Source organism: Pantoea cypripedii, assembly GCF_011395035.1.
GTDB classification, from domain to species: domain Bacteria; phylum Pseudomonadota; class Gammaproteobacteria; order Enterobacterales; family Enterobacteriaceae; genus Pantoea; species Pantoea cypripedii_A.
In genome coordinates this window covers 2665181-2677781 of the sequence record NZ_CP024768.1, presented here as the reverse complement: position 1 = coordinate 2677781, position 12601 = coordinate 2665181, and the positions used below count along the sequence as shown (strand labels likewise).

The 12601-nt window shown below is 51.6% G+C and carries 15 protein-coding genes; all 15 read left to right on the top strand.

The window, feature by feature from the left end; all coding sequences use genetic code 11:
- Positions 1 to 10: 10 nt before the first annotated feature.
- The 15 genes from tagF (at position 11) to tssE (ending at position 12599) form a co-directional block, all read left to right on the top strand.
- Positions 11 to 724, top strand: coding sequence for a type VI secretion system-associated protein TagF (gene tagF, locus CUN67_RS12430; protein WP_208715653.1), 714 nt, complete (start codon positions 11 to 13; stop codon positions 722 to 724).
- Positions 725 to 741: 17 nt separating this feature from the next.
- Complete coding sequence (tssA, locus tag CUN67_RS12425; protein ID WP_208717186.1) at positions 742 to 1758, top strand: type VI secretion system protein TssA; 1017 nt, start codon at positions 742 to 744, stop codon at positions 1756 to 1758.
- Between the two features lie 68 nt (positions 1759 to 1826).
- Positions 1827 to 2354 (top strand): type VI secretion system contractile sheath small subunit, encoded by a 528-nt coding sequence (tssB, locus tag CUN67_RS12420; RefSeq protein ID WP_084875888.1) that lies wholly within the window; start codon positions 1827 to 1829, stop codon positions 2352 to 2354.
- Positions 2355 to 2356: 2 nt separating this feature from the next.
- Positions 2357 to 3856, top strand: a complete 1500-nt coding sequence (tssC, locus tag CUN67_RS12415) for a type VI secretion system contractile sheath large subunit (protein ID WP_208715650.1) — start codon at positions 2357 to 2359, stop codon at positions 3854 to 3856.
- A gap of 257 nt (positions 3857 to 4113) precedes the next feature.
- A complete protein-coding gene (locus CUN67_RS12410; RefSeq protein WP_208715646.1) occupies positions 4114 to 4596 on the top strand; it encodes an Hcp family type VI secretion system effector in 483 nt (160 codons plus the stop codon).
- An 81-nt stretch (positions 4597 to 4677) separates the two neighbouring features.
- Positions 4678 to 5670 carry a hypothetical protein gene (locus CUN67_RS12405; protein ID WP_208715644.1) on the top strand — a complete coding sequence of 331 codons (993 nt, stop codon included), beginning with the start codon at positions 4678 to 4680 and terminating at the stop codon, positions 5668 to 5670.
- Positions 5667 to 6080 (top strand): hypothetical protein, encoded by a 414-nt coding sequence (locus CUN67_RS12400; protein WP_208715642.1) that lies wholly within the window; start codon positions 5667 to 5669, stop codon positions 6078 to 6080. Before CUN67_RS12405 ends, CUN67_RS12400 begins: the two co-directional genes overlap by 4 nt.
- Before the next feature lie 25 nt (positions 6081 to 6105).
- On the top strand, positions 6106 to 6513 hold the full coding sequence (locus CUN67_RS12395) for a hypothetical protein (RefSeq protein ID WP_208715641.1): 408 nt from the start codon (positions 6106 to 6108) through the stop codon (positions 6511 to 6513).
- Between the two features lie 51 nt (positions 6514 to 6564).
- Complete coding sequence (locus CUN67_RS12390; RefSeq protein WP_208715640.1) at positions 6565 to 6978, top strand: hypothetical protein; 414 nt, start codon at positions 6565 to 6567, stop codon at positions 6976 to 6978.
- 136 nt (positions 6979 to 7114) lie between these two features.
- The gene (locus CUN67_RS12385) at positions 7115 to 7510 is read left to right on the top strand and encodes a lysozyme inhibitor LprI family protein (protein ID WP_208715638.1); all 396 of its coding nucleotides are present in this window, start codon (positions 7115 to 7117) and stop codon (positions 7508 to 7510) included.
- Between the two features lie 135 nt (positions 7511 to 7645).
- The gene (tagH, locus tag CUN67_RS12380) at positions 7646 to 9430 is read left to right on the top strand and encodes a type VI secretion system-associated FHA domain protein TagH (RefSeq protein WP_208715636.1); all 1785 of its coding nucleotides are present in this window, start codon (positions 7646 to 7648) and stop codon (positions 9428 to 9430) included.
- Positions 9427 to 10221, top strand: coding sequence for a PP2C family protein-serine/threonine phosphatase (locus CUN67_RS12375; RefSeq protein WP_208715634.1), 795 nt, complete (start codon positions 9427 to 9429; stop codon positions 10219 to 10221). Before tagH ends, CUN67_RS12375 begins: the two co-directional genes overlap by 4 nt.
- A gap of 10 nt (positions 10222 to 10231) precedes the next feature.
- Positions 10232 to 11191: a hypothetical protein gene (locus CUN67_RS12370; RefSeq protein ID WP_208715632.1), complete on the top strand. Its 960-nt coding sequence runs from the start codon at positions 10232 to 10234 to the stop codon at positions 11189 to 11191.
- A 15-nt stretch (positions 11192 to 11206) separates the two neighbouring features.
- Positions 11207 to 12034: a type VI secretion system accessory protein TagJ gene (locus CUN67_RS12365; RefSeq protein ID WP_208715630.1), complete on the top strand. Its 828-nt coding sequence runs from the start codon at positions 11207 to 11209 to the stop codon at positions 12032 to 12034.
- On the top strand, positions 12024 to 12599 hold the full coding sequence (tssE, locus tag CUN67_RS12360; RefSeq protein ID WP_208715628.1) for a type VI secretion system baseplate subunit TssE: 576 nt from the start codon (positions 12024 to 12026) through the stop codon (positions 12597 to 12599). Before CUN67_RS12365 ends, tssE begins: the two co-directional genes overlap by 11 nt.
- The last annotated feature ends 2 nt before the right edge of the window (positions 12600 to 12601 follow it).

Below are 12601 nucleotides of genomic sequence, written 5' to 3'. Positions count from 1 at the left end.
GAGCCTGACAATGACGCAATACGCAGCACCCGGCTGGTACGGCAAACTACCCAATGCGGGTGATTTTGTGAAGCGACGCTTTCCCGACACCTTGCTACGACAATGGTCAAACTGGTTCCAGGTGGGTTTACACCACTGGCAAACCAGCACCGAAGGAGAGGGTGCACCTTCGCGTGATTTTCTGAGTGCACCCGTCTGGAATTTTGTGGTGCCGCCGATGCTGGGTAGCCAGTTCATCCAGATGGGCAGTCTGACTGCCTCGCGCGATAGCGTGGGCCGTCATTATCCGCTGTGCGCGTTGCGCCATTTTAGCCCTGCGGAATGGTCATCGACGCTGCTCGCCCAGTCCGGTGACTGGTATCAGCAGGTCGGCAACACCTTATTGCGGGTGGTGCGGGACGGCAGCACGCCGGAGCAACTGGATCAGGCATTATTCAGTATCCCGCAGCCACAGCAGCAGGCGAGTGGAGAACCATCCGACATTCTGGCGATTATCGGGGAAGGGGGAAGTGTCTCGACCCTGAGCTGGCAACTGCCTGCCGACAGCTTCGACCCGCAGTTTTACACCAGTTTCTGGTGGACAAATCAGAGCGACGGATTCCCGCTGTACACCCATGTGCATAGTGGCAACTTTACCGCGCAGTTGTTTTCGCTGCTGTTTGATCCCGCAGGCGGCGCGAAACCCGGACGAAACGGGCTTTATCCCCCGATGTTTGAATCCTGAGGTGTACCGGCATGACGATGACTATTGAGGAGCTGCTGGCACCGGTCAGCAATGACCATCCCTGCGGTGAAAACCTGGAATACCACGCAGATTATCAGGCGATGGAACAGGCCAGCGCCGGTAAGGCTGAACAGCAATTTGGTGACACCATCATCCCGGCAGAAGCGGCCGACTGGAACCGGGTAGAAAAACTGGCGACTGAGTTGCTGAGTCGCAGCAAAGATTTGCGCGTGATACTGGCACTGACGCAGGCGTGGGCAAATCTCCAGGGGCTGCCGGGTTATGCCCAGGGGCTGAAACTGATTGAACAAGCCCTGCTGTTGTATTGGGAACCGCTCTGGCCTCGTCTGGAAGAGGATGGCGAGCAGGACCCTTTCTACCGTATTAACGCGCTGGCGGTGCTGGGTGACCACTCTTCACTGACAGCGGCGGTACGTCAGGCCTGGCTGTTACGCCATGCGTCGGATGGCATCATCCTGCGCGATGCTGCCGCACTGTGCGACGGCAGCAAAGCGGAAATTGCTGATTACCCAGGCGGCATGGCGCGCTTGCGCGATGAACTGGCACAGCCAGGTCAACCTGCGGCGGAAGCGGTGTTGAACATTAATGCGCGTCTGCAAGCCATCCACGACATCCTGGTGGAGCGTCTGGATGAAACCGCCGCGCCAGATATGGCGCAGCTACAGAAAAGTTTTGCGCTGCTGGCAGGGCTGGCTCAGCCCGCTGAACTGGGGGCGATACAGCCTGACAGCCCCGGTGAGCAGGCCGGAGATGAATCTTCCCCTGCTGTTTCCTCTGGTGCCACACGCAACGCCCCTGACTGGCGCAGCGCGCAACTCGGCACGCGAGCGGATGCGCAACTGATGCTGGAAAAGGTAAAGCAATACTTCAGCCAGCACGAGCCCAGCCATCCGGCACCGCTGATGATTGACCGTGTGCAACGACTGATCGAGCTCGACTTTATGGACATCATCCGTGATCTGGCCCCGGACGGGGTTCACCAGTTGGAAAATATTTTCGGACGCCGTAACTAACGCGCGTTTATCTCTTCATCACGCAGTGAGACCTGCGCTTTACCCGCGCATCATTTATGGAGAAAACCATGGCCACAATGAAATCCAGTGGGCAGAAATTTATCGCCCGCAATCGCGCGCCTCGCGTACAGATCGAATATGACGTGGAGATCTATGGCGCGGAACGCAAAATTCAGCTGCCGTTCGTCATGGGCGTGCTGGCAGACCTCGCAGGCAAGCCGCTGGAACCGCAGGCAGCCGTTGATGATCGTAAATTCCTTGAGATCGATATTGATAATTTTGACGAGCGCATGAAGGCGATGAAGCCTCGTGCGGCGTTCCAGGTGGATAACACCCTGAGCGGTGAAGGCAAACTCAATATCGAACTGACTTTCGAAAGCATGGATGATTTCTCACCCGATGCGATTGCCCGTCATGTTGAACCGCTCAACAAACTGCTGGAAGCACGTACGCAACTCGCCAACCTGCTGACTTATATGGATGGCAAAAACGGTGCGGAAGAGTTAATTGGCAAGATTCTGCATGATCCCACGCTGTTGCAGGCGCTGACGCATCTGCCAAAACAGGCGGACGCAGCAGAAGGGAAGGAGGAGTAATCATGAGTCAGAGCACCGAACAGCAACAATTACAGGGTGGCACCAGCTTCAGCCAGGATGAGTTTAGCGCGTTGCTCAGTAAAGAGTTTCGCCCGAAAAACGATCAGGCACGGGAAGCGGTAGAAAGCGCGGTAAAAACTCTGGCGCATCAGGCGCTGGAAAATACCGTGACCATCTCAAACGATTCATATCGCACCATTCAGTCGCTGATCGCGGAAATTGACGAGAAATTATCGCAGCAGATTAACCAGATTATTCATCACGATGAATTTCAGAAACTGGAAAGTGCATGGCGTGGTCTGAATTATCTGGTGAACAACACCGAAACGGATGAGATGCTGAAAATCCGTTTTATGAGCATCTCCAAGCAGGAGCTGGGACGCACCCTGAAGCGCTACAAAGGCGTTGGCTGGGATCGCAGCCCGCTGTTCAAGAAAGTCTATGAGCAGGAATATGGTCAGTTTGGTGGTGAACCCTTTGGTTGCCTGGTGGGCGATTACTACTTCGATCACGGCCCGCAGGACGTGGAGCTGCTGGGTGAAATGGCGCGTATTGGCGCGGCCGCGCACTGCCCATTTATCACCGGTGCGGCACCAGAAGTCATGCAGATGGAGTCCTGGCAGGAACTGGCTAACCCACGCGATCTGACCAAGATTTTCCAGAACACCGAATACGCGGCCTGGCGCAGCCTGCGTGAATCGGAAGATTCGCGTTACCTCGGCCTGGTGATGCCGCGTTTTCTTGCGCGTTTGCCGTATGGTATCCGCACCAATCCGGTCGACAGCTTTGATTTCGAAGAAAAGACCGACGGTTCCGATCATAACAATTACGCCTGGAGCAACGCGGCGTATGCGATGGCGGCCAACATTAACCGCTCGTTCAAAGAGTACGGCTGGTGTACCTCCATTCGCGGCGTGGAATCAGGCGGAGCGGTAGAGAATCTGCCCTGCCATACCTTCCCGAGCGATGATGGCGGCGTGGATATGAAATGTCCGACCGAAATTGCCATCAGCGATCGCCGGGAAGCCGAGCTGGCGAAAAATGGGTTTATGCCGCTGGTACACCGTAAAAACTCTGACTTTGCCGCCTTTATTGGCGCGCAGTCGTTGCAGAAACCGGCTGAATATCATGACCCTGACGCCACAGCCAATGCGCGTCTGGCGGCTCGCCTGCCGTATCTGTTTGCCTGCTGCCGCTTTGCACACTACCTGAAGTGCATCGTGCGCGACAAAATTGGTTCTTTCCGTGAGCGCGATGAGATGGAGCGCTGGCTGAATGATTGGGTGATGAACTATGTTGACGGTGATCCGGCTAACTCATCACAGGAAACCAAATCGCGTAAGCCGCTGGCGGCAGCCGAAGTCAATGTTGAAGAGCAGGAAGACAATCCGGGCTATTACGCTGCGAAATTCTTCCTGCGTCCGCATTACCAGCTGGAAGGTCTGACGGTATCACTGCGACTGGTATCAAAACTGCCTTCACTGAAATCGAACGATAAATAAGAGTTACGCGGTTAAGGGTAAAACGGACTTGCATTATTAATATGGAATTATTCAGAGAATCAGCTTTCCTGTTTCTCTGAGCCGCATTCTTATTACCTGTGTAAGTAATAAGAACCCCTCTGAATAACACATGTAGCGCTATTCAGAACACGAGGCAGAGGTAAAATATGGACTGTTTTATTCAGCCCCATGCTTTCCTGTTTGCCATAACGATGCTTTTTCAAAGCAAAACGTAAATCAAGCAAGAGAAGATAATTATGGCTATTGATATGTTTTTAAAAGTTGATGGTGTGACGGGCGAGTCAAAAGACTCTAATCACACCGGCTGGACTGATATTACCTCCTTCAACTGGGGAGCAACTCAGCCTGGTAATATGGCGGTAGGTGGCGGCGGCGGTGCCGGGAAAGTGAATTTTAACGATCTGAGCGTAAATGCTCTGATCGATAAATCCACCTCCGCTATTCTGAAGTACTGTGCCAACGGTAAACACGTGACTAAAGTGGAACTGTCCGTGTGCAAAGCGGGTGGTTCTCAGGTTGAATATGCGCGTATCACGCTGGAGGACGTGCTGGTTTCTCGTCTGGATTACACCGGTGCTGCCAATGGCGATACTCTGGCTGTGACCTACGGTTTCCAGGCAGCGAAAGTGAAACAGCAATACTGGGAGCAAAGTTCTTCTGGTGGCAAAGGTGCTGAGAGCAGCGCTGGCTGGAATATTAAAGAGAACAAAGAGTCGTAATCGTTTTATAAGGCGGCCTTACGGGGCCGCTTTATTCGATATTAAAAAAATAACTGCATTTAATAGCAAAAGGATATTGTGATGAGCGGAAATAGCATGGTTGAACCGGGTTTTTGTGTGGTGCAACGTCCCGGCAGACTGACAGAACAGGCGATGTTTCTGTTCGGAAACCGCAATATTGCGGCAGCCAATTACTTTTTGCAATTGAATGCGGATGTCGCCTGGGCAAAACCTGGGCAGATACTGATAGTAGCCGATCCCTACGGTAATAACAGCCCGGCAGCCATGAATGCGTTGAAAGCTGCAAAAACTGCGACCAATAACAGCCTGGATCATCTCTCTGCTGATGAAGCCAACTTTTTTAATCAGCATTACTCTTCAATTGCGGCAATCACCAACTTTATGGACAAATCATCGGGTGTTATCGGTGATGCCGGAGAGAAATATTTTGCGGAGATTGGTAAAAAACTGACCGCCATTGAAGTTGCTTACCGCAACCAATACCTGACTGCGGGTACACTTATTGGTGAACAGTTCTTTGTTAAGCGTCGCCGTTTGTTTGGCGAACTTGATGCGCTATTAAATAAATTCTCCCGTCTGGTACTGAAATTGCAGCCTTATCAGAAGTTAAAACACGCTTTAAACCTGTCCAGTTCAGCGATTGTCCACGACTGGGAAAGTGCGGGCGTTGGCGTGATTCGTGGCTACTCCACCTACGTTGATGGTGCCGCGAAGGCCGCGAAATTTATGAAAATGGGCGGCTGGGTGTCCATTGGTTTTAGTGCGCTGAATACGACAAATGATGTTTATGATGCTTGTACTGTCGGGCGCAAGGATGAGTGTGCCAAAGTGGCCATCAAGAAGTATGCCCAATTTGGTGCGAGTACTTATGCGGCGATGTATGGTGCTCAAATTGGTGGTACATTACTCCCTATGGCATGTATGATCCTTGGAATCGCCACAGGGCCTGTGGGTATATTGACTTGTGGTATAGCTGGCGCTGCGGTCGCTGGATATGGAATGGGTGAGTTAGCTGGTGGGATTGTGGGTGCCGCCATGGATAAAATTTTATGATTTCGTATGATGTATTATTTTATTTGCAGATTTTTTTATTACTTCTGGCATTTGGCATCCATCTGTATGGAGTCTTCCTGTTTAAAAAAAATTCAAGTAGTTATGATGATTTGATAAAGGAATTTCATAATAAAGGTTTGCAGCTTGATGTAATGACTAATATTGCTTCTCATTTTGGCGGTTTTTTTAATGAGTTCAAAATTATGTATTTTACCCGGTTGTACTATGGGAAGAAGTGGTATTATAAGAAAAATGAGCTGGTTAGTATTGAAACATACCGCTTTATTCAGGGGCTTCCAGAGGGAAGAATTGGCTGGATTATTAATCTGCACCGTATAAATATGCTGGCTTTCTCTATTGCTGGGGGGTTTGTTGTGGTCGCTTTAATCTGGAGATTTTTATATTTTTAATTTATTAAAGATGAACCGGATTGATATGTATGATTTTTTCATGTATGGCTCTGTGGTTTTATTCTTTTTGATTGGTGCTCTGCATGTTTACGCAGCAGCCATCTTCAGAAAAAATAAAGAAAAATATAATCAGTTTGTCAGTGAATATCAGAAAGCAGGGTTGCCGTTGGATTTAACAACAAAAGTTTCAGGCTTTATGGGTTTTTATGCAAACTATCAAAAACTCGCATTTTTTATGAGATTATATCGCGGTGTGAAGATTCGCTTTTCGAAAAAAGAATATGTTAAGCAAGATGCTTACGATTTTGTTCAGAGGCAACCTCATGAAAAAATAAAATGGATGTTGGAATTGCTCAATTTTTATAAAGTCATTTATTTATTAACGACTATCTTTGCTGTATTTTTGGTGGTTTTTTCATATGTGTTAAATTAATAACCCTTTACCCCAAAAAAGTATGTTGAATGCGTTGGTGGAGGGTTTATTATGACACCAGCTGATTTTTCCCTATATTTATCTCTGTTTTTGTATTTTATTGCTTTCGTTTCACAGTTAGTCGCTTATTTTGTTTTCAAAAGGAATCAAAGTAAGTACGAGTCTCTATTGAGCGATTTCAGACAGCGCGGTATGCAGTTGGATATCATCACGAATTTTGCATCTTTTCTTGGGCCAATTTTTAATGCGCATAAAATAGCTTATTTTGTTGATGTTTATCACGGAAAGAAAATTTATCTGAATAGAAATAAATCCGTGAGTGAAGACGCTAACTTGTTTGTTAAAAGTCAGCCGCTGAGCAGAATTTCATGGATATTGAGTTTACATAAGTTAAATGTTGCCAGTTTTACGGTGCTGTTTCTCGCTGTTGCAATAAGTTTTATATCCAATTCTTTTCTGAAGTAGCTCAGCGGTGGAGTAGTTGGTCATGTTGTGGATAAATACGATGTTTTTATGGTGTTCTTTATTCATCTATGTAAGTGAGTTGCAGAGATAATTTCCCCAGTGTCGGCCAAATGTTCCTTAAAAGGAGAGAGGGTTCATGAATAAAAGCGTAGTAATAGCAACATTACTGACACTGTATCAAGGTTATGCAATTGCTCAGGATGTATGTAGCAATGCAGTAAGCGTTGCCGAGAGCTATGCTTGCCGTAAAGAAGAAAGAATCACTTCAGAAAAAATATTAAATTCAGAATACCTTGCAGCGAAAAAAAGAATAGAAGATGAATACAAATCTTCACCTGTAGACCTGAAAGATTACCTCGATATTCTCATGAAGTCCCAGCGTGGATGGCTTATCTATCGTGATGGCCAATGTAATCTTGAATCCTTTCTCGCCGAGAAAGGAACCATTGTTCACGATACCCTTAATGATACATGTCTCTCCCGAATAGATATGGTACGTGTCGAACAACTTAAAACCATACCCAATAACTGACTGAATCTGCACTGAACCATTCCAGTTTTATAAATTAAACCTCCACGACTCAAAAAATCAGCTCCCTATATCCCGCCCCTTTCCGCTGAGAGGTGCGCAATATAGATGCCGAACAGCTAACCGCAGGAATCCGTTATGCGCTTTACGATAATAACGACTAAACCCGGCCATCAGCCGCCGCAAGCCCTTTTTGACTTCTTACCACCTGGTGGCACCATTGGTCGTGGTGTTGATAACAACCTGGTGTTACCCGATGACGACCGTACCATCTCCCGTTTGCAGGCCATTGTCCATATTACCGCTGACGGTGAATGTCGCCTGACTAATCGCGGCAACGTCACGCGTGTGATGCTGAACGATATTCCGCTGGAACGTGGACGTCAGGTGGAATTACAGGACGGCGATATTCTCGGCATTGATGACTATCAGCTGCTGGTTAATGATATTAACGCCAAGCTGCCAGCTCAGACGCCGAAGAGCACCACTCAGCCTGTCACTAAACCCGCTGTTATGGCCGATGAACCTCCAGCCGCGGTGGCCAGCAGCACCGCAGCGATCCCAAGTGAAATCTGGGACAGCCTGGCGAAAGAATTCTCCATCTCCGATGATCTCTCAAAGCCAAACAAAGTGGCACCCGCAGTGCCAGAAGCGAACCCGCTGACGGCTCCTGCGGCACCTGAGCGCAACCCGGAAGATCCGCTGGCAGCGCTGATTAATGATGCCCCGCTGGATATTGGTCAGCGGCCCAAAAATAACAGTTTGTTCGATGCCGGTGACGCGTTGTTCGCCCAGGACAGTATTTTCGACGATGCAACGCCGAGCACGCTGGCAGGGCAAAAAAGTGTCGTTGCGGCACCGCCTGAAGCGAAGCCCGCAGAACTGGACCCGCTCAGCCTGTTTGGCAGCCAGAGCGCTCCCGACCCCCGTATTCATGACGACCCGCTGGGTCTGATGATGGGCGGGGCCGTTCCGCTGGCACAGCCGGAGCCCCAGCCCGCGCATTCCACCAGCATCACCCAACCTGAACCTGAAGAAGAAACCTCTGACGTCAAACTGGCCGATCTGAGCAGTTCACCGTTATTTGACGACACCGAAACACAACCTGCCGCTGAACCTGTGCCATTAATGGATGAGGCCGTGGAAGCTGGTACGACAAGCCAGGTTGATTACGGTGGCATCACTTTACCGACACCACAGGCGGTGCAACGCACACCATCGCCGATACCGAAAGGTCGTCTGCGTATTGACCCGGTAGCCTCCAGCAGCCAGAACGGTGCTTCGGCCCAGAGCAGTGGTGATGCACTAAAAGGCGAATTGCTGGATGCCTTGCTGGAGGGCATGGGTTTACAGGATTTACAGCCCACGCCGCAGTTTGATCGTGATCAGATGCGCCAGTTTGGTCAGATGCTCAGCATGTTCTCGCAGGGGACGGTGGCGCTGCTTTCTTCACGTTCGATTCTGAAGCGTGGCGTAAAAGCGGATATGACGGTGATCCTCGACGACGCCAACAACCCCTTCAAGCTGCTGCCCTCAGGCAAAACTGTCCTGATGCAAATGTTTGGCAGCCGCATGCCGGGCTTTATGCCACCGCGTCAGGCGGTACGTGATGCGCTGATTGATTTGCAGGCGCATCAGCTGGGAATGATCGCCGGTATCCGCGCCATTATCGCCTCGATGCTGCAATCCTTTAACCCGGATCAGCTGGAAGAGGAGGCGCGTCAGGCCGGTTCAGTATCGCGTCTGGGGCTGCCCGGCAGTCGTAAGGCGGCACTGTGGGAACATTTTGTTGAGCGCTACGGCGAAACGGCCGGAGAAATCGAAGACGACTTCCATACCCTGTTTGGTGAAGCCTTCCTGCACGCCTATGACATGGAAGTTAATCAGTACAAAGACTCACAAACCCACACGGATGACGCATGAATATCACTATTGCTTCCACGTCGAATCAGGGCGACCGCGCCAGCAATCAGGATCAGACCGGTGAAATCATCGGTGAACGTTCAGCCTGCTTTGTCGTTTGTGACGGCGTCGCGGGCTTCCCCGGCGGTGAGGTGGCGGCCACTATCGCCCGCAGCAGTCTGATGGATGCCTTCAACGGTGACAGCCACCTGAATGCCCAATCGATCCGCAATTATGTCAATCACGCCAATCACGCGATTCGCCAGCAACAGAAAGCCAGCACCGAACACAGCCGCATGGGCACGACGCTGGTCAGTCTGTTTATCGATCGTGACTACGAGCTGGCCTATTGGGCACATGCCGGGGACAGCCGCCTCTATTTATTTCGGCGCGGTTATCTCTATCACGTCACGACCGATCACAGCCTGGTGCAGCAAATGAAAGATGCTGGCCATCAGACCGAAGGCATCAATACCAACCTGCTTTATTTTGCCCTCGGTATGGGGGATCAACAACGCGATGCCAGCTATAGCGATGTGGTGGAAATTGAAGATGGCGATGCCTTTCTGTTGTGCACCGATGGATTCTGGCATGGCGTTACGCTGGAGCAAATGCAGCAATCGTTGCATATGGTCAATACGCCACAGGAGTGGCTGACGCTGATGCAACAAATCATTAGAAACGACCAACCGGAAAACAACGGTCAGCAGGATAACTTCAGTGCGCTGGCCGTGTGGGTTGGTTCACCTCAGGACACCACCTTACTGCACTCGCTCTCTGATGCGGCGCAGTTCTTCCCTCTTCGCGATTGAGAACGCCAACATGAAATATGGATTACTGGGTCTGGCTGCGCTGCTGCTGAGCACACATGCTTTTGCAGAGAATTACCGCATTGTTCAGTCCCCGGCACAGAAACTGGATGTCTGGATTGATGACGTAAAAGATAACCAGCTGGCAAGCTGGTGCCAGAAGAGTGTGGATCTGCGCATCGTCACCAAAGGTGAAAAAAATGCAGCGGTTCTGGATGGATTTTTACCGCGTGTGGCGGGGCTGATGGCTTCCCAATGTAAGTCGCTGCAACAGTTGCATTGGCAGCTGGACGATGAAGAAGGCAACGCGTTGGCCGAGGGCAGTGCAGAGCAGGCGAAGAACTGGCAGCCCGTCACTACGCCAGCGCCAGAGGTTGCCGTTCCCGCACAGGCGGCACCTGTGCTCAATTCGCCACCGGCGGATACCACGCCCTGGCAGCAATTCAGCCTGCTGGATGGTTGTCATTTCCGCACCTGGTGGAGCCAACCGGCACAGACCAGCGCGATTTTTGTCCCATCGAAACAAGGGCTGGTCTGTGCTCAGGATGGCTGGTTGAGTGGCCACAGCACCCTGACGCAGATGGGAAATGGCGCGGCAAAATCGGTGGAAGTCACCTTCCTGCAAGGATTCCCGATTGCGGGCTTGAATGGCAAACCTTCCCCCCGTGAACTGACCATTACCACGGTCAACCGTGAGCGCATGGTGCTGAGTAACGAGAAGTCACCGGAGAGCTGGCTGGTATTACCATTCAGCCCGCAGTTTAACGGCTGGCAGGCACCGGATCAGGTGGTGGTACAGATGCCCGCCAGCGATGCCGCGGATGAAAGCACGCTGCGCGCCCGCTTGCAGGAAGTGCGCAAAGTCTGGTCGCCCTGGCTGAACACCTCCTCACCACTGAAAATCCTGCTGGTGGAGCAACTGCATCCCGAACTGAAAGATCCGGCCGCAGCCGTTTATCGCACCGTTAACTAACGCAAAGGAGCTTGCATGGACTCGTTACAACAGCGTCTTACCACCGCGTCACTGGCGGAGAATCTTGCCAGCATCACGGCGCAGATCCAGGCGAATCCGGCTGATGCTGATTTGCGCGCTGCCTTTGTCCAGCGGCTGTGCCTGGCAGGAAACTGGACCCGCGCGCAAACCCAGCTGCAATCCTGGCTGGCATTAACCCCACAGGCGCAACCGACGGTCACTCTGCTGCAACAGGCAATTGCCGGTGAACAACAGCGTGCAGCGGTGTTGCAGGGCGAAGCACAGCCACAGCTGCCGGGAAGTGCGTGGGCGTGGTGTGAAACCCTGCTGGCGGCGTTGCAGGCTGATATTGCGGGTGATATTGCGCGCGGTAGCGAACTGCGTCAGCAGGCACTGGAAAACGCTGCCGCGAACCCTGGTACACTGGCGCAACAGGAACAGCAGGCGAACTTTCCCTGGCTGATGGATGGCGACAGTCGTTTTGGCCCGGTTTGCGAGGCGCTGGTTAACGGGCGTTATTACTGGATCCCCTTTGCCGCCATCCGTGAAATGCAGTTTCAGGCACCAGTCAGCGTGACGGATTTGGTATGGCGACACACGTGGGTACAACTGGTGGATGGCAGCGAGCAGGTATGTCAGATTCCGGTGCGCTACCCACTGACGGCAACGCCAGAAGAACGCTGGTTGCGTGGCAGTGTCACCGAATGGCAACCGCTGGGCAGTGACGACAGCCAGTTTATTGGTCATGGTCAGAAAGTCTGGCTGAGCGACAGTGCTGAATATCCACTGCTGGCGCTACAGCGCATCACCTTCGATAACGTCGAGTCATCTTATGAGCCGTGATTATCCCGCGCAGCAGGACGGCTATGCTCAGCTGCATGGCGGCTATCGTGCGCGTAAAAATCGCGACACCCTCACTTCGCGCGATAAGTTGCAATCATCGCTGCTGGATCGTCTGACTGATGATGCTCCCGACAAGCGCACGGAGCCGGGCAACAGCATTCTGATCAGCCACAGTACCTTGCGCCGCCATGTACTGCGTGATTTGCAGTGGCTATTCAACACCATCAACAATGAAGCGCAGCAGGATCTCGGCTTTTTTGCCCATGTGCAGCGTTCGGTATGGAATTTCGGTGTTGCGCCGCTGGCGGGGCAAAATATGTCCGATATCGAATGGCAGGATGTGCAGCGCAAAATGACCGATGCCATTCTGCATTTTGAACCCCGCATTCTGCCGCAGGGTTTGCAGGTGCGTTGCGTCAGCGACCTGACTGCACTCGATCTGCACAACGTGCTGTCACTGGAAATCAAAGGTCGCCTGTGGTGCGTACCTTATCCGCTGGAGTTTCTGTTCCGTACCGAAGTGGATCTTGAAAGCGGCCATTTCGAACTACAGGATGCGGGGTAATC

Bases quoted from the DNA above. Each gene is read 5' to 3' on its own strand.
- tagF (WP_208715653.1), top strand. From the start codon at position 11: ATGACGCAATACGCAGCACCCGGCTGGTACGGCAAACTACCCAATGCG.
- tssA (WP_208717186.1), top strand. From the start codon at position 742: ATGACTATTGAGGAGCTGCTGGCACCGGTCAGCAATGACCATCCCTGC.
- tssB (WP_084875888.1), top strand. From the start codon at position 1,827: ATGGCCACAATGAAATCCAGTGGGCAGAAATTTATCGCCCGCAATCGC.
- tssC (WP_208715650.1), top strand. From the start codon at position 2,357: ATGAGTCAGAGCACCGAACAGCAACAATTACAGGGTGGCACCAGCTTC.
- CUN67_RS12410 (WP_208715646.1), top strand. From the start codon at position 4,114: ATGGCTATTGATATGTTTTTAAAAGTTGATGGTGTGACGGGCGAGTCA.
- CUN67_RS12405 (WP_208715644.1), top strand. From the start codon at position 4,678: ATGAGCGGAAATAGCATGGTTGAACCGGGTTTTTGTGTGGTGCAACGT.
- CUN67_RS12400 (WP_208715642.1), top strand. From the start codon at position 5,667: ATGATTTCGTATGATGTATTATTTTATTTGCAGATTTTTTTATTACTT.
- CUN67_RS12395 (WP_208715641.1), top strand. From the start codon at position 6,106: ATGTATGATTTTTTCATGTATGGCTCTGTGGTTTTATTCTTTTTGATT.
- CUN67_RS12390 (WP_208715640.1), top strand. From the start codon at position 6,565: ATGACACCAGCTGATTTTTCCCTATATTTATCTCTGTTTTTGTATTTT.
- CUN67_RS12385 (WP_208715638.1), top strand. From the start codon at position 7,115: ATGAATAAAAGCGTAGTAATAGCAACATTACTGACACTGTATCAAGGT.
- tagH (WP_208715636.1), top strand. From the start codon at position 7,646: ATGCGCTTTACGATAATAACGACTAAACCCGGCCATCAGCCGCCGCAA.
- CUN67_RS12375 (WP_208715634.1), top strand. From the start codon at position 9,427: ATGAATATCACTATTGCTTCCACGTCGAATCAGGGCGACCGCGCCAGC.
- CUN67_RS12370 (WP_208715632.1), top strand. From the start codon at position 10,232: ATGAAATATGGATTACTGGGTCTGGCTGCGCTGCTGCTGAGCACACAT.
- CUN67_RS12365 (WP_208715630.1), top strand. From the start codon at position 11,207: ATGGACTCGTTACAACAGCGTCTTACCACCGCGTCACTGGCGGAGAAT.
- tssE (WP_208715628.1), top strand. From the start codon at position 12,024: ATGAGCCGTGATTATCCCGCGCAGCAGGACGGCTATGCTCAGCTGCAT.